The organism is Enemella evansiae, assembly GCF_004362375.1.
GTDB lineage: Bacteria > Actinomycetota > Actinomycetes > Propionibacteriales > Propionibacteriaceae > Enemella > Enemella evansiae.
In genome coordinates this window covers 581984-601642 of record NZ_SNXA01000008.1, presented here as the reverse complement: position 1 = coordinate 601642, position 19659 = coordinate 581984, and the positions used below count along the sequence as shown (strand labels likewise).

Below are 19659 nucleotides of genomic sequence, written 5' to 3'. Positions count from 1 at the left end.
CCTTGGCCGGAAAACCTGCGTGATCAGCTCCGATCGCCACTCGCATCGTTCGCCCCTTTCTCGTGCACCGGTTCAAATCCCTCCGCGGGTTGGGAAGCTTCGGGTCCCACTCGTGCGCGAAAGCGGGCGGGTACGCGGATCGAGTCCGCCGTCCCGCCGCCCAGCAGCGCGATCAGAGCCGTCACCCCCGATCGGCCGATCGCCGTGGCGTCGTTGACGATTGCCGAGATCGGCGGGGTCGTGAACTCGAACCACGGTGAGTCGTCGAAGGAGACGAGATCCAATCCACCGGCCCGTGGCTGGGATTGCTGCAGGGCCTGCAGGATGCCGAGGGTCATCAGGCCGTCGGCCGACAAGAAGGCGTCGGGGGCACCCTGGGTGAGGATCCGGTGTGCTGCCGCGACGCCACTATGGACTCGGAAGTCGCCCTCCGCCAGCAGCGTCTCGTCGACCTCGAGGCCCGCTGCGGTCATGCTCTGCCGGAAGGCGGCCAGTCGTTCGGTGCCGGTGGTCACACTCACCGGACCGCCGACGTAGGCAATCGATCGTCGTCCGCGCTGGGCCAGCCAGTTCACGGCCTGCTGTATGCCAGTTGCGTTGTCCACCGTGATGGACGGCACGTCCAGCCCAGGAATCTCTCTGTCCAGGAAGACCAGCGGAAATCTCTCGGCCACCAGCGAAGCGAATGGCCCGGCATCGCGCCCGGTCGGGGTGATCATCAGCCCGTCGATTCGCTGCGTCGCGAAGGTTTTGAGGTGCGCCCGTTCATTGGCGGGGTCTTCATCAGAGTTGGCGAGCAGGAGCGCATAGCCGTGCTCCTGGGCAGCGGTTGCCGCGGCGTGTGCGAGTTCGGCGAAGAAGGGGTTGCTGACATCCGAAACCACAAGTCCCAGCACTCGCGTCCGGGTCGAACGCAATGCTCGGGCCGGACCGTGAGCGACGTAGCCAAGCTCTTCGGCGGCGTCCAGCACGCGGCGACGAGCCTGACTGGAGGTGCCACCACGGTCGTTCAGCACGCGGGATGCGGTCCCCAGACCGACACCCGCGCGGGCTGCCACTTCCTTGATGGTCGCCACGTCACCTCCATTGGAAACGTTTCCAATAGTGTGACCTATCTCACCCGGCCTGGCAAGAGGCGACATGGCGGACATTCACGAACAAACAACAAGACCGGCTGCTGATCGGGATTCTCGATCAGCAGCCGGTCTGAACTGGTGGGCGGTACTGGACTCGAACCAGCGACCTCTTCGGTGTGAACGAAACGCGCTACCAACTGCGCCAACCGCCCGTGCGAGGAACGACTATAGCCGAGACCCCGCGGCTTTGTCGCATCCGAACCGCGGGTGCCGCCTCAGGGCGACCGGCTACTGCGGGTCGAGGTTCTGCGCCATCCTGGTCCGGAACAGCTCCTGCAGCTGCCGGGTGTATCGGCCCGGCGCCTCCCACTCGGTCTGATCCCACCGCGAGACGCCCTGCACGTCGCGGGAGGAGGAGGTGAGGAAGACCTCGTCGGCACTCTTGGCGGTGGTCAGATCGAGGTCCCGTTCCACCATCGCGAGCCCGGCCTCCAGGCCCCATTCGATGGTCAGTGCGCGGGTGATGCCGGCCAGCGGTGCGGCGCTCAGCGGCGGGGTGATGACCTCGTCTTCGAACACGCAGAAGATGTTGCTTCCCGTGCCCTCACACAGATTTCCGTCGCTGTTGACGAAGATGCCCTCGGTCGCCTCGTGCTCTGCGGCGTACGCCAGGCCGAGGACGTTCTCGCCGTAGGAGGTCGACTTCACCCCAGCCAGCGCGCCCTCGACGTTCCGCGTCCAGGGGGTGGTGACGATGCTCGTCGTGGGCGGCAGTTCGGGAGCCGGGCGGACCGCGACCACCAGGGTCGGCGGACCGTACGCCGCCCCGGAGCCGAGCGGGCCGCGACCGCCGGTGTAGGTGATCCGGAACAGCCCGAGCGGGTGGTCGAAGCCCTCCAGGACCGCGTCCATGCCTTCGGTCACGTACGCCAGGTCGGGTGCCGGGAGTCCCATCGCCTTGGCGGAGCGCTGCAACCGCGCCAGGTGCCGACTCGGGGTGAACGCCTTGCCGTCGATCGCCTTGAACGCCTCGAAGACACCGTCACCCACCACGAGCCCGTGATCGGTCGCGGACACCGTCGCGGCATCCGCTTCGGCGTACAGCTCGCCGTCGACCCAGACGCGGAGATCATCAGTCTGCTCAGCCATGGCTTCAGTCTGCCACCGCAGCGCCCTCCTCGGGACGGTCCCGGCGCAAGCGGTCGCGGTCCGGCTCGTCGCGGAGGCCCGCGAGCCCCCAGCGGACCGTCCCGGTCGCCACCCGCCCCGCGGCGCGCCCCCAGCCGGTCGTTGCGCTGAGCCGGAGCTGCCGGCGGGCCCAGACCGGCAGCACCGCCGCCCCGCCGGCGGCGATCAGCGCATATCCGGGGCGGGCGATCCCGGGCAGCGGCGGTTCGGTGAGCAGGAACTCGGCCGCGTCCCGGGCCGCGTCGGTGACCTCGAGCTCGGGCCGGTAGTCGTGCAGCGCGTCCAGCAGTCCGGCCCAGTCGGTCGGCATCGGGTCCGCGCCGAGACGATCCGCCAGGGTGCCGGCCTGCGCGACATATCGGTCCCGCTCGGCCGGGCCCAGCGGCTGGCGGCCATAGCGATCATGGCTGCGCAGGAAGGCGTACGCCTCGGCGATCGCGACCCAGCGCAACAGATCGGGGTCGTCGGCCCGGTACGCGCGGCCGCGCTCGTCGCGACCACGCACCCGCTGATGCACCCGGCGTACCGTCTCGATGGACCGTTCGGCCGTCTCGACCGTGCCGAAGGTGGTGGCCGCGATGTAGTCGCTGGTGCGTTGCAGTCGACCCCACGGATCCGAGCGATAGCCGCTGTGCCCCGCGACACCCGCCATCGCCAGTGGATGCAGGGACTGCAGCAGCAGCGCCGCGATCCCACCGCAATACATCGAGGCGTCATCGTGCACCCGCCAGATCGGGTCCGTCGGCGCGAACCAGCGCTCCCCCGGCGTACCCCAGATCTCGGCGGCCCGGGTGGTGGCGTCGGTCCCGGCGACCTTCGAACGCAGCAACTGCCCCAGTCCTCGCTGCAGCGGATTGGTCATCTCTCGATGCTACGCGCGGACTCGATACGCGGAACTCGTCTGCCCTGAAATTTGAGGGGTCTATCGCCCGCAATTTCGTCCTGGCTTAGAAATCTGCCATTTCCGGCCCTGTTTTATTGGGTCTTCCAACTGCCCGAGAAGGTCCCTGACACTTGGGTAGGAAGTCGATTTCTGCCTGCCTCGGAACAGCCGGAGCGGGCCACGCCTGAAGGAGAATGAGATGAAGAAGCCCCTCAAGCTCACGTCCCTGATCGCCGCCGGCGCAGTCATTGGTGTCGTGGGTATCTTCCCGGCAACCATCACCGCCGCCGAGGCCGCCCCGCCGCCCGGCAAGGGCAACTCCGCCGCCACCACCACGCTGCCGGTGAGCGGTACCACCAACAACGGTGGCAGCTTCGCCGGCTCGCTGTCCGGCCTCACCTCGCAGGTCGTCAACGGTGTCGTCCAGTTGACCGGTTCGCTCACCGGTACGGTGACCAACCCCGACGGCAGCACCCAGCAGGTCACTCAGAACTTCAGCGCTCCGGTGACCAGCATGGCCGCCACGCAGGGGTGCCAGGTGCTGAACCTGGATCTCGGTCCGCTGAACCTGAACCTGCTCGGCCTGGTGGTCGATCTGGCTCCGGTGAGCCTCGACATCACCGCCGTACCGGGTGCCGGCAATCTGCTCGGCAACCTGGTCTGCGCCATCGCCGGTCTGCTCGACGGCGGCGGCCCGCTCAACGGGATCAGCGCTCTGCTGAACCGTCTGCTCTCGGCGTTGGGCCTCGGTCTCTGATCGAGCACTCCTGACACTCTGGGTCCGGTGCCGGGTCGCCCTTCGGGGCGACCCGGCACTTTTCTGTAAGGGCGTCAGGTCCTGGAGATCGCCGCGAGCTGCTCGGCGAGCGCGAACACCCGATCGTCACCGGCCGGCGGACCGTCGACGAACTCCGCGACCGCGGTCACCGTGGTGGCGCCCGCAGCTCCCAATGCAGCAAGGCGATCCCGCAGCTCGTCGGTGCTGGTCCCGCCGGGAACGGGCAGGATGGCGACGATCTCGGGGTCTCCTTGGCGGCCGGCCTCGGCCCGGGCGGCCCGAACGGTTTCGACCGCGTCCCGCATCCGATCCAGATCCGGTACGCCGGCGGGCGCGACATCGTCGAGGATCGCGCCCGCGCTGAGCTCCCCAGCCAGCGCGAGGGTCTTGGGACCACGGCCGCCGATCAGCAGGTCGGGGAATGCCTCCGGTGGCCAGCGCAACCTCACCTCGTCCAGCGCGACGTAGCGCCCGGCGTACGTCACCGTCTCCCCGGCGAGCAGCGCGCTGATGGTGGCCGTGTGTTCCCGGAGCAGGGTCAGCGGTGACCCGACCGCGACCCCCGCCTGCTTCATCCAGTCGCGTACGCCGTGCCCGAGACCCGGGCGGAACCGGCCGGGGAACATCCGCGCCAGGGTGGCGATCTCCATCGCGGTGAGGGTCGGTGCGCGCAGCGGTACCGGCAGCAGCCCGATGCCGACCTTGATCCTGTCGGTCACGGCCAGGGCGGCCGCTGCCGGTCCGAGGCCGCTGCTGGCGAAGCAGTCCTCCCAGAACCACAGTTCGTCGATGCCGCCGGACTCGGCGGTCTGCGCGACGCGGATGATCTGCTCGGGCGGGAGATCCGGTGGGGCGACGAGGGCGAGACTGGGCAGGTCAGGGGTGCGCATGACTCACCCTCTCAAGCGCGCGCCGGTCCATCAAGGCGGATTTCCCCGGTGGATCGACAAGGACGAGGGATCGGGCAGCACTCGACATGCTGATCAGCGTCTCCCACGGCGTGGCCGTGGACAAGCGGCTGTGGCGCGACATGTCTCTGCGCCCAGCGCTTCCGGGGTGGAATGATCTATTGGTCGCCGGGTGTGGGTAGCTGGCCGGTGCGGGCCGCATCTTGGACTACTACACTCCACAATCACCGGAAAACGGGACGATTCGGCTACCCGACATCCAACGAGTCGTGCACAGAACTTCCCGTGGGGTCCGATCATTTGGGACTCGGTCACCGGAACGAGAGGATGACATGCCCGTTCAGGTCTCCTACGACTACCACCAACTCCTGTTTCGTCGTGAGCATCCCACAGGAGCCGCGAACCTCGCCGAGTTGCCGAGAAAGCCGTGGTTCGTCGAGTAGGCAGCGCTTGCCAGCAACGAACCCGGTGACGACTCGGTGGCCTGGGCCCGCGTGCAGCTGCCCGAAGACTCCGGCGAGGTCACCATCCTCGTCGAGGATTTCGACTCTGACTCGTATTGGGCGGCTGCCGAACGGGATGCGGGTGTGCTCGAACTGTTCGATCCGCTAGGCGCCTCGGCCCTCGACGGGACGGGATGGCAGCAGGTGTACGTGCCAGAGAAGCCCGGTGAACACGTCGTGCGCTTCCGGATGGACGAGGATCCCGACCCGAACATTCAGGGCTTCTGGTGGTGGACTGTTAAGTCCATAAAGACACGTCCCCAAGGAGACAACTGGTGGTTTGGAAACGAGGATGAACTACCATGGGGTGCGAGCGAGCATGGGTGGACGCCGTATGGATAGAACCGGTGGCCCAGGGGCCCCAGCTGCAGGGACTGGGACAGTCCACGTTGCGAAGCATGATGGTGACGAACTGTGGCATGCCTCATGGCAAAACGGCCCCTTCTGGGACTCTCTTAGCGGAGATAAGGACGAGGTCCTACGTTGGGCATTCAATCGTCCAGCTGCGCAATGGCAGCTTCACCAGACACCAGACCCATTCCTTCGTATATACCAGCATCCGCCGAAATCATGGGACTAATTCGGGAGCCCATAGAATTGTTGAATCTGATCTAACCCTGGCCGCAACTTGGGGTTTAGCCTTAATCAGAGCGCAAGTGGGTGGCACTCGCGCGAGCGGGTTGGCCGATGCCGATTAGGGCACACGCGCAGGCGAAGGTCCGCAAGGTCCTCCGTCAGGTCGAATCTGGGCACGTGGCCGGCCGTTTGGCAACAGCGGGTGATGCGGCGATGGCGTCGCTGGATTCGGGGCTACCGGGTCGGGCTCCAAGCACGGTGGACAACGGTGATTGCAGAAGCGCTCGGCGAGCTCGGCTGGGTCCAGCATGCAACGGATCTTGTCGTTGCTGCGCCACATTTGCGACGGCGATGGCGCGGGGGCTGGTTTATCGCAATGGTCGCCGAACCGTGCGAGGAGCCTGATCCGGGTTATCGGGTCAGGCTCCGCCAATGTCCGCCGATCCTTCCGGTCGGTGGTTGATCAGGTCGACGGCATGACCGGTTCTGGGTGGACACCGAAGGAGCTTCGTCACTCGTTCGTGTCGCTTCTTTCCGAGGTTAAGGGTTGCGGTCGAGGAGATCCCGCACCTGGTTGGGCACGCGACGAGCCGCACCACCGAGAAAGTTCACCTGCGCGAACTTCGTCCGGTGCTGCGTCTTGGCGCGGACGGGATGAATCCCTGTTCCGGACGTCCGATCCGCCACGCTCTGATCGCGTTGTGTAGCAGATTGTGAGCAGCGCCTCGGCTGCCATACGAGAGGTAACGGTGAACCCAGTCTAACTATGGGTAGTGCTGGTGGGCGGTACCAGATTTGAACTGATGACCTCTTCCGTGTCAGGGAAGCGCGCTACCAACTGCGCCAACCGCCCGAGGTGGGTACGGGATTTGAACCCGTGTACACGGATTTGCAGTCCGTTGCCTCGCCTCTCGGCCAACCCACCCTGGTGTGGGGATGCACCCCCGCACGTTCGAAGGGGTGGAGACCCCACGCTCCGAGCGGACGACGGGATTCGAACCCGCGACCCTCACCTTGGCAAGGTGATGCTCTACCAGCTGAGCCACGTCCGCACGCCCTTGCTCCGGATTCTCACCCGTTTCAAGCGCGAGGAAAATCATAGCCGACTTCCCCACCCCACGCAAAACGACATTCGTGTGGTCCGGGGGTACCTCTCGACACGGCCGCGAGCGGCCTACTCGAGGTGCGTGGCTGGCGGCCGCAAGCGGCCTACTCGAGGTGCGTGGCTCAGGTTCCCAGGTACGCCGCCAGGTGCTGACCGGTGAGCGTCTTCCGCTTCGCCGAGACGAGCTGCTGCGGCGTACCTTCGAAGACCACCCGACCGCCGTCGTGACCCGCACCCGGGCCCAGGTCGATGATCCAGTCGGCATGCGCCATCACGGCCTGGTGGTGCTCGATCACGATCACCGACTTCCCCGAATCGACGAGGCGATCCAGCAGCCCGAGCAACTGCTCCACATCGGCCAGGTGCAGACCGGTGGTCGGCTCGTCCAGCACATAGATACCGCCCTTGTCCCCCATGTGCGTCGCCAGCTTCAGCCGCTGCCGCTCGCCACCGGACAGCGTCGTCAACGGCTGGCCGATGGTCAGATATCCCAGCCCGACATCCACCAGATGGCTGAGGATCTTGTACGCCCCAGGGGTCTTCGCGTCCCCCTCGGCGAAGAACGCCTGCGCGTCCGCCACCGGCATGGCGAGCACCTCGCTGATGTCCTTGCCGCCGAGCTGGTACTCCAGCACCGCCGGCGCGAACCGCTTGCCCTCACAGACCTCGCAGACGCTGACCACCCCGGTCATCATCGCCAGGTCCATGTAGATCACGCCAGCACCGTTGCAGTTCGGGCAGGCGCCCTCGGAGTTGGCGCTGAACAGGGCGGGCTTGACCCCGTTGGCCTTGGCGAACGCCTTGCGGATCGGGTCGAGCAGCCCGGTGTAGGTCGCCGGATTGCTGCGCCGCGAGCCCTTGATCCCGGTCTGGTCCACGGTGATCACATCGTCGCGACTGCTCACCGACCCGTTGATCAGCGAGCTCTTGCCCGAGCCGGCCACCCCGGTCACCACGACCAGCGCCCCGAGCGGGATGTCCACGTCGACGTTCTGCAGATTGTGCTCATCGGCACCGCGGATCTCGAGCGCACCGGTCGGCGTACGCACCTCGTTTTTCAGCTTCGCCCGGTCGTCCAGGTGCCGCCCGGTCAGGGTGTCGCTCTTCCGCAGGCCCGCGACCGTACCCTCGAAGACCACCTCGCCGCCGGCGGTGCCGGCCCGCGGTCCGAGGTCGACGACGTGGTCGCCGATCTCGATCATCTCCGGCTTGTGTTCGACCACCAGCACCGTGTTTCCCTTGTCCCGCAGCTGTTCCAGCAGCTTGTTCATCCGTTCGATGTCGTGCGGATGCAGTCCGATGGACGGCTCGTCGAAGACATAGGTGACGTCGGTCAGCGACGATCCGAGATGGCGGATCATCTTGGTCCGCTGCGCCTCACCACCCGACAGCGTGCCGGAGGCCCGGTCCAGACTCAGATAGCCCAGCCCGATCTCGATGAACGAGTCGAGGGTGTGCTGCAGGCCCTTGATCAGCGGAGCCACCTGCGCGTCGGAGACCCCGCGCAGCCATTCGGCCAGATCGGTCAGCTGCAGCTGGCAGGCGTCGGCGATGCTGATTCCCTTGATCTTGGAGGATCGCGCCGACTCATTGAGCCGCGTGCCGTCGCAGTCGGGGCAGACACCGAAGGTGATCGCCCGGTCGACGAAGGCCCGGATGTGCGGCTGCATCGCATCGCGATCCTTGCTGAGCATGGATTTCTGGATCTTCGGGATCAATCCCTCGTAGGTGATGTTGACGCCCTCCACCTTGATCTTGGTGGGCTCCTTGTAGAGCAGGTCGTTGCGCTCCCGCTTGGTGAACTTCTTGATCGGCTTGTCCGGGTCGAAGAATCCGGCACCGCGATAGATCCGGCCGTACCAGCCCTCCATCGAATAGCCGGGGATGGTAAGCGCGCCCTCGTTCAGCGACTTCTCCTCGTCGTAGAGCGCGGTCAGGTCGAAGTCGGACACCCTGCCCAGCCCCTCACAGCGCGGGCACATGCCGCCGGTGATGCTGAACTCACGGCGTTCCTTGACCTTCTCCCCGTGCTTCTCGACGGTCACCGCGCCGGCCCCGCTGACCGAGGCGACGTTGAAGGAGAACGCCTGCGAGGAACCGATGTAGGGCTTGCCGAGCCGGCTGAACAGGATCCGCAGCATCGCGTTCGCGTCGGTGACCGTGCCGACGGTGGAGCGCGGGTTGGCGCCGATCCGCTCCTGGTCGACGATGATCGCGGTGGTCAACCCTTCCAGGCGGTCCACCTCGGGTCGGGAGACGTTGGGCATGAACCCCTGCACGAACGCGCTGTAGGTCTCGTTGATCATCCGCTGCGATTCGGCGGCGATGGTTCCGAAGACCAGCGAGCTCTTGCCGGATCCGGACACCCCGGTGAAGACGGTCAGGCGCCGCTTGGGGATGTCGACGCTGATGTCTTTCAGGTTGTTCTCCCGCGCCCCCTGGACGCGGATCAGTTCGTGGCTGTCGGCGGGGTGGCCCATCGTCTTCCTCTCCTCGATCTGCGGTCAGACTAATGGCCTGACGCGGCGTCACCGGTGAGTGTGACCGCAGCCTGCTCGGTAAACTGGCCCGATGGCGATCGCACCGAAGCTCAAAGAGCAGTTGATGCCCGTGCTCGGCCGTGCCCTGCGCAACCGGCGGGCGGGCGTACGCCACAGCGTGCGACAGGCTCCCGAGCTGCAGGCACCCGCCGAGATCTCCCTTGTCAGCCCGGATTTTTCGCATCAGGGCACGATTCCCGCGCCGCATCGCGCGGCGCCGCAGGGTGAGAACCTCTCCCCCGCCCTCGCCTGGCACGGCGCACCCGAGGGGACCGAGCAGTTGCTGCTGATCATTGAGGACATCGATGCTCCGCTGAAGAAGCCGATCGTGCATGCCCTGGCCTTGCTCGACCCGGCGCTGACCCATCTGCCGCAGGGTGCGCTGGGTGCGGATTCGGCCCAGGTACGCCTGCTGCCCGGCACACTGAACCGCCGCGGTTACCAGGGCCCGCGCCCGATCCCGAACCACGGTGTGCACCGCTATGGCTTCCACCTCTATGCCCTCGACGTGGTGCTGCCGGGCACCCTCAGCGGGCTGGCCGAGGTGCTGCCGCGGGTGGCGGGTCACGTGCTCGCCAGCGGCTTCCTGGAGGGCTGGGCCGAGAGCGGCCCCGAGGAGCGCCCGCAGTCCCGCAGGCGCCGGGGTGGCATCGACCCGCGAGATCTGCGGCGCTGACCGACCGTTGGCCGGTCGCGGTGGAGTTCGCGGATTCCCTTGTTCACCAGGAGGACACGTGACCGACGACCCCACCCGCACTCCGGTGATCATCGACACCGACCCCGGAGTCGACGATCTGCTCGCCCTCTGGGCGGCGTACGGCTGTGACCGCCTCGAGGTCCGCGCGGTGACGACCAGCTACGGCAACGTGCCTGGTTCGATGACCCGGGAGAACGCCCTCCGCGCGCTGACCCGGCTCGGTGAGCGCAGCGCCGACACCCTGCTCGGCCGGGGCGCGGAGCGTCCGCTCGTGGAGCCCGGTGCGGACCCCATCCACGACATCCACGGCACCGACGGTCTCGGTGGCGCGGCCGACCTGCTGCCCCTCCCCGACCGGTTGCCGGCACCGGTACCGGCCAGCACCGTGCATGCCCGGGTGTTGGAGTCCACCGACCGCCCGGTCACGATCATCGCGCTCGGCCCGCTGACCAACGTGGCCATCACACTGGCCGCTCGGCCGGACCTGCGCGAACGGATCGAACGGATCGTGATGATGGGCGGTGGCGACGGCCGGGGCAACACCACCGCCGCCGCGGAATTCAACCTCAGTTGCGATCCCGAGGCCGCCGAACGGGTCTTCTCCGATGCGGTGCCGGTCACCATGGTCGGTCTGGATCTCACCCAGAGCATCACCTTCGACGGCTCGTGGCTCGCCGAGCTGGCGGCCTCCTCGCAGACCGGTGACCTGGCCGCGCGGATCTCCCGGTCCTATCTGGCCGAGCAACGGGCGCGGGGGCGCACCGGTATGGCACTGCACGACGCCGTGGCGGTCGCTGCCCTGGTCCGCCCCGAGCTGTTCTCCACCCGTCAGGTCCGGGTACAGGTGGACCACGAGCACGGCGCGGGCCGGGGTGCGACCTTTTTGGACCCGCGGGATCGCCCCGAGCTCGACGGCCGGGCAGTGGTCACCCACGTCCGCGCGGGTGACGCGCCGGCGGTGATCGGTTGGGTCGCGGACAGCATCGCCGCACTGGGATGAGCCAGTTCGCGCGGCGCTCTGGCCAGGTGTGACCCAGGCCACTAACGTGGGGTCATGAGAGTCAACGACGTTCTGCAACGCAAGGGTGGTGATGTCGTCACCATCACCCCCGACGAGACGGTCCGCACCCTGGTCGAACTGCTGCGCGACCATCGCATCGGAGCCGTCGTCGTCTCCTCCGACGGCACCTCGGTCAACGGCATCGTCAGTGAGCGCGACGTGGTCCGCCGGCTCGCCGACACCGGTGCCGACGTGCTCGACCAGCCGATCGGGCAGATCATGACCGTCGAGGTGCACACCTGCGGCCCGGACGACGACATCGCCGACCTGGCCGAACAGATGACCGAGCGCCGGATCCGCCACGTCCCGGTCCTCGTCGAGGATCGACTGACCGCGATCGTCAGCATCGGTGACGTCGTCAAGCACCGGATCAACCAGCTCACCGACGAACGCGACCAGCTGGAGGCGTACGTCCAGCAGTGAATCCCACGCAGAACGCCGCCCTCCGGTAACCGATCGGAAACGGTCGGCGTGGGAAACCGGCCCCCGGCATGGCCGACTGTCACCATGTGGGCAGTTAGTCCCGAGTCGAGAGTCCTTCCCCCATGCTGACAGGGATCGTTCTGCACATGCCCGACCCGATCGCCAAGTCCCGCGGCACCCGAGGTGCTGCCGGACGTCTCCGCGCCCTCGGCCGGATCGTCTGGCACACGGCGACCGCGTGCCTGCGTTATCGGGTCACCGGATTGGCCGCCGAGGTGGCCTTCTTCGCCATCCTCTCCTTGCCGCCGCTGATCTTCGGCCTGGCCGGCGCGGTGGGTGTGATCGCGGCCCGGGTCCCGGTGACCACCGTGGAAGGATTCCGGGCGCAGATCCTGCACTACGCATCCCGGTTCATCACTCCCGACGCGGTGCAGCAGATCATCGCCCCCACGCTGGATGACGTGCTGGGCCAACCGCGCTTCGAAATCGTCTCACTGGGCTTCCTGGTCGCCCTGTGGTCCGGCTCCCGGGCAATGGCGGTCTTCGTCGACACGATCACGATCATGTACGGGCTGGCCGGTCAGCGCGGCATCGTCCGGACCCGCATCCTGTCCTTCGGGGTCTACGTGGCGTTCCTCATCGGTGGCGCGATCACCCTGCCGCTGGTGGTGGCCGGACCCGGACTGGTCGATCGGGTGCTGCCGGACGTGGTGGGCTGGCTCGGCATGGCTTACTGGCCGGTGGTGCTGCTGGCGTCGGTCCTGGTGCTCGGTTCACTGCTCTATCTGGCGACCCCGGTACGCAACCGCTGGCGGGCCCACCTCCCGGGCGCGGTGGTCGCGGTGCTGATCTGGGTGATCGGGTCCTCCGCACTGCGCTGGGTGATCCTGGTGATCTCCGGCAGCGCCACCATCTTCGGGCCGCTGGCCGCGCCCATCGCGCTGCTGGCCTGGCTCTACCTGGTGGCCTTCGCGGTGCTCGTCGGTGGCGCGCTGAACGCCGCGATCGCCAAGGTCACCCCGCGATTCGCGGGCATCACCGCGGAGCAGGCCGATCACGTGCTGGAGCGGGATGACGACCCCGAGGGGCCGTCGATCTGACCACTCGGCACATCTTGTCCATATCCTGGATTTCGATCTCATTATTTGAGAAATAGGTTGTGGGCATACCCCTATAGGCGATTTAGTGGGGCCCGGATACCGAGACAAGGTTCCATCGGCACGGCAATCCCGCGCGGATGGGTTCGTTGTCCACACCACGGCAACGAAGAGCCCCTCGGTCCCCGGCATCGCCGCCGAACCCGCTCAGGGGTGGGTACGCCCGGGCGCCGCCCGGGGACCTGCTCCCCCGATCTCTGGAAGGCACTGAGATGGCAGCTCCAGCCCTCGTCCTGTTGGCCCACGGCAGCACCAGCCCCCTGGTCGCCGAGGTGGCGCATGAGATGCGTGTGCGGATGCAGGAGATGAAGCCGGAGATTTCTGTCCACACCGCCTTTCTCGACCACTGTCCCCCGTCCGGACCGCAGGTGATCTCCCGGATCGCCCGGACGCGGACCGAGGAGGTCGTTTTCATCTCGACCAACCTCTCGGCCACCTTCGTGCCGGACGAGCGGGTGGAGACGATGGTCGACAAGGTGCGCGCCTCCCACCCCCGTCTGCGCTTCTCGATCGCCCGACCGGTGGGCCCCGAGGCCTCCCTGCTGGGCCTGGTGGACCGCAAGCTGCGGGCCGCCCTGGCCAGTGCCCACATCGCCGAACTGGATGGCCTGGTGCTCGCGGCGGAGGGTGCCGCCGATCAGCGCAGCCAGTCGCTGCTGGCCCGGCGGGCCCGGCAGTGGTCGATGCACCACAAGCTGCCGGTGATCACCGCGAACGCCAACGGCACCGGCCCCGGTACGGCCGCCGCGATCGCCTCGCTGCGCGCCCAGGGCCGTCGGCACATCGCGGTCGGCTCGCTCTTCCTGGCCCCCGACGAGGCCTGGCAGACCCAGGCCGATCAGGCTCTCCGCGCCGGTGCGGTCGCGGTCTCCGAGCCGCTGGGTGCTCAGCAGGAACTGCTCGAGATCGCCTGGGGTCGATACGCCGTCGCCGCGATGGGCATGGTCGATGTCGGCCTGGAGCGCGAGCAGCCCGAGACCGGTACCGACCGGCACCTCAGCGTCGTCGCCGGCTGACCCGCACGGCCCTCGGCCCGCGCTCGGTGCGCTGGGACATGCAGTGGTCCCGACCGTCCATGATCAAACCCCCTCTGACTGGGGTTACCAGGCGGTCGATTCCGACTACTGCATGTCCGTGCGCTTGGGCCCCTGCCCGGCCCATCCGGCCCCGCCGGCCCACTACGTGCGCTGATCAGCTCTCCTCGATCCGCCGGCGCTGTTCGGCGACATCGAAGTCGGCCGGCGGCCACTGCGGGTCCAGTTGCCGCAGGTGCTCCAGCAACAGCGTGGTGACCGCCCAGTTCCGGTACCACTTGCGATCCGCCGGGATCACGTACCAGGGTGCGACCTCGGTCGAGCAGCGGGTCAGCACGTCGGCGTACGCCGCCATGTAGGCCGACCACTTGCTGCGGGTGTCGACGTCACCGGGGTTGTACTTCCAGTACTTCTCGGGGTTGTCCAGGCGTTCCAGCAGGCGTTCCTTCTGCTTGTCGTGGGAGACGTTGAGGAAGCACTTGATGATCGTGGTGCCCTGCGCGGCGACCTCGGCCTCGAAGGCGTTGATCTCGTCGAATCGCTTGCTCCACACCGATTCCGGGACCAGGTCGTCCACGCGGGCGATCAGCACGTCCTCGTACTGCGAGCGGTCGAAGATGCCGATCATGCCCGCGGTCGGCAGCTCGCGCCGGATCCGCCAGAGGTAGTCGTGCTTGCGCTCCTCCTCGGTCGGCGCCTTGAAGGCGTGCAGCTGGATGCCCTGCGGATCCACCATGCCGGCGCTGTGCCGGATCACTCCGCCTTTGCCGGAAGTGTCCAGCCCCTGCAGGATCAGCAGCACCCGCTGCGCCTCCGGGTTGTCGCGGCCGTTGGCGTACAACCGCTCCTGCAGGTCGGAGAGTTCGTCGGCCATCCCCTGGACCAGCTCCGGCGCGTCCTTCTTGCCCGCACCCGGATAGCCGGGCGTGGCGCGGGGATCGAAGTCGTCGACGGTGACGGTGGATCCGGGGCGCACCCTGAGCTGGTCGGCGATCGTTGCTGCGGTCTTCTTCTGCGACATGGGCGACAGTCTGCCGGGGTCGGCAGGAAGTTCTCGGAACGCCTCGCCGACTTATACCCCTTGGGGGTATAGTCGGTGGCGAAGGGGGCGAGATGAACACTCATCAGCAGCACGACATGCAGCAGACCGACCACGCCGCACACGATGAACACGGCGACCACCAGGGCCATCAGCAGTCAGCCAGCCAGGGTGGTCACGGCGGTCATGGCGGTCACGGTGGTCATGGTGATCACGTGGCGATGTTCCGGCGGCTCTTCTGGGGCTCGCTGATCCTGGCGATCCCGACCGTTTTCCTGTCGCCGATGTTCGCCGACCTGATCGGCTACCGGTTGCCGCAGCTCCCACTGCTCGGCTGGGTCTCCCCCATTCTGGGCACGATTCTCTATCTCTGGTTCGGGCGCCCGTTCCTGACCGGTGCCTGGTCGGAGATCAGGGCCCGCAAGCCCGGCATGATGCTGCTGGTCACGCTGGCCCTGACCGTTGCCTTCGTCTCGTCCTGGCTGGCCACCCTCGGCGTACTGCCGCACCATCTGGATTTCTGGTGGGAGTTGGCGCTGCTGGTGGTGATCATGCTGCTGGGGCACTGGATCGAGATGCGGTCGCTGGCCCAGACCACCTCCGCGCTGGATTCGCTGGCCGCGCTGCTGCCCGACCGGGCGGAGCGCGTCGAGGGTGACGAGGTGGTGCAGGTCGATCCGGCCGAGCTCCGCGTCGGTGACATCGTCCTGGTACGCCCCGGCGGGCGCGTCCCCGCCGACGGCCGGGTGGTCGACGGCACCGCGGCCATGGACGAGTCGATGATCACCGGCGAATCCCGCACGGTGCGGCGCACTGTCGACGACCCGGTGGTGGCCGGCACCGTCGCCACCGACTCCGGGCTCCGGGTCGAGGTGTCCGCCACCGGTGACGACACCACCCTGGCCGGCATCCAGAAGCTGGTCACCGACGCCCAGGCCTCCGGTTCCCGCGCGCAGCGGCTGGCCGACACCGCGGCCGGTTGGTTGTTCTGGTTCGCCGTCGGCGCGGCGGTGGTCACCGCGATCGTCTGGTCCCTGCTCGGCATGCCCAGCGAGGCCGTCGTCCGCACCATCACGGTGCTGGTGATCGCCTGCCCGCACGCCCTCGGGTTGGCCATCCCGCTGGTGATCTCGATCGCCACCGAGCGCGCCGCCAGGGCCGGCGTACTGGTCAAGGACCGCGTCGAGATGGAATCGATGCGGACCGTGGACACCGTGCTGTTCGACAAGACCGGCACGCTGACCCGCGGTGAGCCGGTGGTGACCGGGATCGAACCGGCCGATGCCGGCATCGGTGCCGAGGAGTTGCTCCGGTACGCCGCAGCGGCCGAGACGGACTCCGAGCACCCGCTGGCCCGAGCGATCGTCCGGGCCGCCGGCGAACGCTCGCTGGAGCTGCCCAAACCGGGTGACTTCTCCTCCTCACCCGCGGTCGGTGTCACCGCGACCGTGGACGGGAAGCGGGTCCGGGTCGGTGGCCCGGCGATGCTTGCCGAGGAGGGCGCGAGCCCGCTGGCGGCCGCCGAGCCCTGGAATGACGAGGGCGCGATCGTGCTGCACGTCGTCGTCGACGGTCGGGTCGCCGGCGCGCTGCGGTTGGCCGATGAGATCCGGCCCGAGTCGCGGGCAGCGGTGAAAGCCCTGCGGGATCGTGGCATCGAGGTGGTGATGATCACCGGTGATGCTCAGGCGGTCGCGGCGACGGTGGCCGGCGAGCTCGGCATCGAACGCTTCTTCGCCGGGGTACGCCCGGAGGACAAGTCCACCCATGTCGCCGAGCTGCAGTCCGAGGGCCGCAAGGTCGCCTTCGTCGGCGACGGGGTGAACGATGCCCCGGCCCTGGCCACGGCGGACGTCGGCATCGCCATCGGCGCCGGTACCGATGTCGCGATCGCCTCGGCCGGGATCATCCTGGCCTCCGACGATCCCCGGTCGGTGCTGTCGGTGATCGAGCTGTCCCGCGCGAGCTATCGCAAGTCGATGCAGAACCTGGCTTGGGGTGCGGGCTACAACCTGATCGCCGTCCCGCTGGCCGCCGGTGTCCTGGCACCGATCGGTTTCGTGATGCCGATGTCGATCGGCGCGCTGCTGATGTCGGCCTCCACCGTGGTGGTCGCACTGAACGCCCAGTTGCTGCGCAAGCTCGACCTCGACCCGAACAAGCTGGCGCCGATCGGACGGTGACGACGCTCATCGAGTAGCTGCCCCGGCGGAGCGTTGGACCGACCACGCTCATCGAGTAGCTGCCCCGGCGAAGCGCAGCGGGGCCGGGGCAGCGTGTCGAGATGAACGTGTCGAGATATGCGCGTAGCCGGACGTGCAGTACTCCCCGCGGTCCATGATCAAAGCCCTTCTGACTGGGCTTCGAGACGGCATTCCTGGACCACTGCACGTCCGGTTACGTGAACCGTTCAATCCGCGGGTACCTGGCCCCCACCCGTCGGCCCTACTTCTCCACCCGGTTCCCGGCCTCGTCCCAGTGCGCGGCGACCTTCTTGCTGGGCTGCACCCGCGGCGGTTCACCGGGCTGCTTGGGGTAGTCGGGCGGCCAGTTCAGTTCACCACCGGGCAGCTCCTCCCAGAGCTGCAGCAGCGGTTCGATCGAGAACTCCTGATCGTCCATCCCGGCCCACGGGTCGCCGTCGCCCAGATAGTCAGGAATCGTTGTCAGGTTGAATTCGCGGGGATCGGTGATTTCGGCGAGCCGTTCCCAGCTCATCGGCGTACTGACCGGAGCGCCCGGGCGGGCCCGCAACGACCAGGCGCTGGCGATGGTGCGGTCGCGGAGATTCTGGTTGTAGTCCAGGAAGATCCGCTCCCCGCGCTGTTCCTTCCACCAGGCGGTGGTGACGCCGTCGTCACGGCGCTCCAACTCGCGACCGAGCGCGATTGCGGCATGGCGTACCTCGTCGAAACCCCAGCGCGGCTCGATCCGGACGTAGATGTGAATGCCGCGATTGCCGCTGGTCTTGGGATATCCGCGCATCCCCAGCTCCTCCAGCAGTTCCCTGGTGAGGTTCGCGATCCGCTGGGCGTCGGCGAAACCGGTACCCGGCTGCGGGTCGAGGTCGAGGCGCAGCTCGTCGGGATGGTCGACATCGGGTCGGCGTACCGGCCAGGGGTGGAAGGTCAGGGTGCCCATCTGTGCGGCCCAGACCAGCGACGCCGGCTCGCTCGGACACAGCTCCTCGGCGGTACGCCCACTGGGGAAGGTGATCGGAACGGTCTCGATGTAGTCCGGGGCGCCCTTGGGCAGCCGCTTCTGGTAGAAACCGTCACCCTCCCGGTCGGTCGGCCCGGTGGCCAACCGCATCCCCTCCCGCCAACCGTCGGGCCAGCGTTCCATCGCTGTCGGCCGGTCGCCGATACTGGCCAGCATCACCTCACCGACCGCGGCGAAATACTCACAAACCTGGAGTTTGGTGATCTCCGGTGTCCGCTCGGTCGCCTCGTAGATGATGCGGTCCGGGCTGGACACACGGACCTCACGCTCCCCCGCCGTGACCTGCGCCGCTGGTGTCTTGGCCATGGGGCCAACCTAGCCCTTGGCGCTCGGATTAGACTTGGGAGCGTTGCCGACGAGGAGGATTCATGAGCGAAAAGGCCAATGAGGTACGCGTGCTCAAGACCGAGGCGGAGTGGCGTGCCCAGCTCAACGACCTCGAGTACAAGGTGCTGCGCCAGGCGGCGACCGAGCCCCCGCACGTCGGCGAATACACTGACACCAAGACCGTCGGTGTCTACCGCTGCAAGGCCTGCGGCACCGAGCTGTTCCGCAGCGAGACCAAGTTCGACAGCCATTGCGGCTGGCCGTCCTTCTATGCCCCGCTGGCCGAGGATCGGGTCATCTACAACACCGACCACCTGCTCGGCTACCCGCGTACCGAGGTGCGCTGCGCGACCTGCGACTCCCACCTCGGCCACGTCTTCGAGGGCGAGGGTTACGGTACGCCGACCGATCAGCGTTACTGCATCAACTCGATCGCGCTCGATCTGGAGCCCGCCGAGAGCTGAGGGCTCACCCGCGTACCGCCTTCGCGATGTAGCACTGGGCGAGTTCGTTGCGCAGATGGACCTCCGCGACCTCGGGCGCGGCGAACTGCTCCGCCAGGGCAGCGCGTACGCCGGCCCCGGCCGGGACGATCCGGTTGTAGTGATAGAGCATCGAGCCGTCGGTGTCGTACGCCCGCAGCACGCGGGGGCCGTCATCGAGCCACTCCGGGAACCCCTCCTCGAACGGCTCGGGGCATTCCTCCGCATGCACGAAGACCGGCCCGGCCTCCCGCCACGGCCGCTCGGCCGACAGCGGAGCGTACGAGATCAGCAACAATCGCTCACCTTCCTCGCTGCGGCGCAGGCAGCAGCGCAGTTGCTGCCCGGCGGACAGGGTGACGTTCTCGTTGGGTACGCCGCCGGCGCCGACACCGGTGCTGCGAATGCTGGTCAACTCCGACGCCTCGATGGGCTTGATCGTGAACTCCATGTCCCGCAGTCGCGGCCGGCGTCGGATGCGTGAGCTCACAAGCACGCCCTGCTCGGTGGTCGAGTGGCCGGGCGATCTGGACGGTTCGCCACGGGTCAGCGGCGATCTTGCACCCAATCTGTCCAATGTGCACCCGGTCCTTGGGCGTGAACTGGGTGCAAGGTCGACCGAACGGGTGCAAGATCGATCGCTCGTACCTCGCTCGCTCAG

The 19659-nt window shown here is 67.6% G+C and carries 17 protein-coding genes, 4 tRNA genes and 1 pseudogene; 10 read left to right on the top strand and 12 right to left on the bottom strand.

What is annotated here, in order from left to right; genetic code table 11:
• Positions 1–23: 23 nt before the first annotated feature.
• From C8D81_RS03450 to C8D81_RS03435, 4 genes are all read right to left on the bottom strand, one after another.
• A complete protein-coding gene (locus C8D81_RS03450; RefSeq protein WP_166646656.1) occupies positions 24–1076 on the bottom strand; it encodes a LacI family DNA-binding transcriptional regulator in 1053 nt (350 codons plus the stop codon).
• Positions 1077–1212: 136 nt separating this feature from the next.
• Positions 1213–1288 (bottom strand) — tRNA-Val (locus C8D81_RS03445).
• A 76-nt stretch (positions 1289–1364) separates the two neighbouring features.
• Positions 1365–2225 (bottom strand): aminotransferase class IV, encoded by an 861-nt coding sequence (locus C8D81_RS03440; RefSeq protein WP_094406238.1) that lies wholly within the window; start codon positions 2223–2225, stop codon positions 1365–1367.
• Between the two features lie 4 nt (positions 2226–2229).
• A complete protein-coding gene (locus C8D81_RS03435; RefSeq protein ID WP_094429532.1) occupies positions 2230–3126 on the bottom strand; it encodes an oxygenase MpaB family protein in 897 nt (298 codons plus the stop codon).
• Positions 3127–3346: 220 nt separating this feature from the next.
• Between C8D81_RS03435 and C8D81_RS03430 the strand changes: the two genes are divergently transcribed.
• Positions 3347–3904, top strand: coding sequence for a hypothetical protein (locus tag C8D81_RS03430; RefSeq protein ID WP_094429531.1), 558 nt, complete (start codon positions 3347–3349; stop codon positions 3902–3904).
• A gap of 74 nt (positions 3905–3978) precedes the next feature.
• Here the strand turns inward: C8D81_RS03430 and C8D81_RS03425 are convergent, their stop codons facing one another.
• Positions 3979–4815, bottom strand: a complete 837-nt coding sequence (locus C8D81_RS03425) for an LLM class flavin-dependent oxidoreductase (protein ID WP_094429530.1) — start codon at positions 4813–4815, stop codon at positions 3979–3981.
• Between the two features lie 156 nt (positions 4816–4971).
• Between C8D81_RS03425 and C8D81_RS21905 the strand changes: the two are divergent.
• Together C8D81_RS21905 and C8D81_RS03415 are read left to right on the top strand one after the other, a co-directional pair.
• Positions 4972–5445: pseudogene (locus tag C8D81_RS21905) on the top strand (LGFP repeat-containing protein); the annotation flags it as partial.
• Positions 5328–5678, top strand: a complete 351-nt coding sequence (locus C8D81_RS03415; RefSeq protein WP_133625552.1) for a hypothetical protein — start codon at positions 5328–5330, stop codon at positions 5676–5678. The pseudogene C8D81_RS21905 and the gene C8D81_RS03415, both read left to right, overlap by 118 nt.
• A gap of 1011 nt (positions 5679–6689) precedes the next feature.
• Here C8D81_RS03415 and C8D81_RS03410 read toward each other — a convergent pair.
• From C8D81_RS03410 to C8D81_RS03395, 4 genes are all read right to left on the bottom strand, one after another.
• Positions 6690–6765 (bottom strand) — tRNA-Val (locus C8D81_RS03410).
• 1 nt (position 6766) lies between these two features.
• Positions 6767–6837 (bottom strand) — tRNA-Cys (locus C8D81_RS03405).
• Between the two features lie 54 nt (positions 6838–6891).
• A tRNA-Gly gene (locus C8D81_RS03400) sits at positions 6892–6964 on the bottom strand.
• A gap of 175 nt (positions 6965–7139) precedes the next feature.
• Positions 7140–9497, bottom strand: coding sequence for an ATP-binding cassette domain-containing protein (locus tag C8D81_RS03395; protein WP_094429528.1), 2358 nt, complete (start codon positions 9495–9497; stop codon positions 7140–7142).
• Between the two features lie 91 nt (positions 9498–9588).
• Here C8D81_RS03395 and C8D81_RS03390 point away from each other — a divergent pair, with 91 nt between their 5' ends.
• From C8D81_RS03390 to C8D81_RS03370, 5 genes are all read left to right on the top strand, one after another.
• Positions 9589–10233: a YbhB/YbcL family Raf kinase inhibitor-like protein gene (locus C8D81_RS03390; RefSeq protein WP_208109085.1), complete on the top strand. Its 645-nt coding sequence runs from the start codon at positions 9589–9591 to the stop codon at positions 10231–10233.
• Positions 10234–10291: 58 nt separating this feature from the next.
• A complete protein-coding gene (locus C8D81_RS03385) occupies positions 10292–11254 on the top strand; it encodes a nucleoside hydrolase (RefSeq protein WP_166646655.1) in 963 nt (320 codons plus the stop codon).
• Positions 11255–11308: 54 nt separating this feature from the next.
• Positions 11309–11737: a CBS domain-containing protein gene (locus C8D81_RS03380; protein ID WP_094358220.1), complete on the top strand. Its 429-nt coding sequence runs from the start codon at positions 11309–11311 to the stop codon at positions 11735–11737.
• 146 nt (positions 11738–11883) lie between these two features.
• On the top strand, positions 11884–12837 hold the full coding sequence (locus C8D81_RS03375) for a YihY/virulence factor BrkB family protein (protein WP_133625550.1): 954 nt from the start codon (positions 11884–11886) through the stop codon (positions 12835–12837).
• A 269-nt stretch (positions 12838–13106) separates the two neighbouring features.
• Positions 13107–13910 carry a sirohydrochlorin chelatase gene (locus C8D81_RS03370; RefSeq protein WP_094399970.1) on the top strand — a complete coding sequence of 268 codons (804 nt, stop codon included), beginning with the start codon at positions 13107–13109 and terminating at the stop codon, positions 13908–13910.
• 175 nt (positions 13911–14085) lie between these two features.
• Here the strand turns inward: C8D81_RS03370 and C8D81_RS03365 are convergent, their stop codons facing one another.
• Positions 14086–14949: a polyphosphate kinase 2 family protein gene (locus tag C8D81_RS03365; protein WP_133625548.1), complete on the bottom strand. Its 864-nt coding sequence runs from the start codon at positions 14947–14949 to the stop codon at positions 14086–14088.
• A 92-nt stretch (positions 14950–15041) separates the two neighbouring features.
• On the opposite strand from C8D81_RS03365, the gene C8D81_RS03360 reads away from it, so the two are divergent.
• Entirely contained in the window at positions 15042–17150 is a 2109-nt protein-coding gene (locus tag C8D81_RS03360) for a heavy metal translocating P-type ATPase (protein WP_094429525.1), read from the top strand.
• 262 nt (positions 17151–17412) lie between these two features.
• Here C8D81_RS03360 and C8D81_RS03355 read toward each other — a convergent pair whose 3' ends face one another.
• Positions 17413–18495 (bottom strand): DNA polymerase domain-containing protein, encoded by a 1083-nt coding sequence (locus C8D81_RS03355; protein ID WP_094425082.1) that lies wholly within the window; start codon positions 18493–18495, stop codon positions 17413–17415.
• Between the two features lie 62 nt (positions 18496–18557).
• On the opposite strand from C8D81_RS03355, the gene msrB reads away from it, so the two are divergent.
• Positions 18558–18980, top strand: a complete 423-nt coding sequence (gene msrB, locus C8D81_RS03350; RefSeq protein ID WP_094399964.1) for a peptide-methionine (R)-S-oxide reductase MsrB — start codon at positions 18558–18560, stop codon at positions 18978–18980.
• Positions 18981–18984: 4 nt separating this feature from the next.
• On the opposite strand, the gene C8D81_RS03345 is transcribed toward msrB, so the two are convergent.
• Entirely contained in the window at positions 18985–19449 is a 465-nt protein-coding gene (locus tag C8D81_RS03345; protein WP_094429524.1) for a DUF1203 domain-containing protein, read from the bottom strand.
• Between the last annotated feature and the right edge of the window lie 210 nt (positions 19450–19659).

Excerpts from the sequence above, each read along its gene's own strand:
- C8D81_RS03440 (WP_094406238.1), bottom strand. The coding sequence starts at position 2,225 with ATGGCTGAGCAGACTGATGATCTCCGCGTCTGGGTCGACGGCGAGCTG.
- C8D81_RS03360 (WP_094429525.1), top strand. The coding sequence starts at position 15,042 with ATGAACACTCATCAGCAGCACGACATGCAGCAGACCGACCACGCCGCA.
- C8D81_RS03435 (WP_094429532.1), bottom strand. The coding sequence starts at position 3,126 with ATGACCAATCCGCTGCAGCGAGGACTGGGGCAGTTGCTGCGTTCGAAG.
- C8D81_RS03430 (WP_094429531.1), top strand. The coding sequence starts at position 3,347 with ATGAAGAAGCCCCTCAAGCTCACGTCCCTGATCGCCGCCGGCGCAGTC.
- C8D81_RS03355 (WP_094425082.1), bottom strand. The coding sequence starts at position 18,495 with ATGGCCAAGACACCAGCGGCGCAGGTCACGGCGGGGGAGCGTGAGGTC.
- C8D81_RS03395 (WP_094429528.1), bottom strand. The coding sequence starts at position 9,497 with ATGGGCCACCCCGCCGACAGCCACGAACTGATCCGCGTCCAGGGGGCG.
- C8D81_RS03370 (WP_094399970.1), top strand. The coding sequence starts at position 13,107 with ATGGCAGCTCCAGCCCTCGTCCTGTTGGCCCACGGCAGCACCAGCCCC.
- C8D81_RS03375 (WP_133625550.1), top strand. The coding sequence starts at position 11,884 with ATGCCCGACCCGATCGCCAAGTCCCGCGGCACCCGAGGTGCTGCCGGA.
- C8D81_RS03380 (WP_094358220.1), top strand. The coding sequence starts at position 11,309 with ATGAGAGTCAACGACGTTCTGCAACGCAAGGGTGGTGATGTCGTCACC.
- C8D81_RS03390 (WP_208109085.1), top strand. The coding sequence starts at position 9,589 with ATGGCGATCGCACCGAAGCTCAAAGAGCAGTTGATGCCCGTGCTCGGC.
- C8D81_RS03365 (WP_133625548.1), bottom strand. The coding sequence starts at position 14,949 with ATGTCGCAGAAGAAGACCGCAGCAACGATCGCCGACCAGCTCAGGGTG.
- C8D81_RS03425 (WP_094429530.1), bottom strand. The coding sequence starts at position 4,815 with ATGCGCACCCCTGACCTGCCCAGTCTCGCCCTCGTCGCCCCACCGGAT.
- C8D81_RS03345 (WP_094429524.1), bottom strand. The coding sequence starts at position 19,449 with ATGGAGTTCACGATCAAGCCCATCGAGGCGTCGGAGTTGACCAGCATT.
- msrB (WP_094399964.1), top strand. The coding sequence starts at position 18,558 with ATGAGCGAAAAGGCCAATGAGGTACGCGTGCTCAAGACCGAGGCGGAG.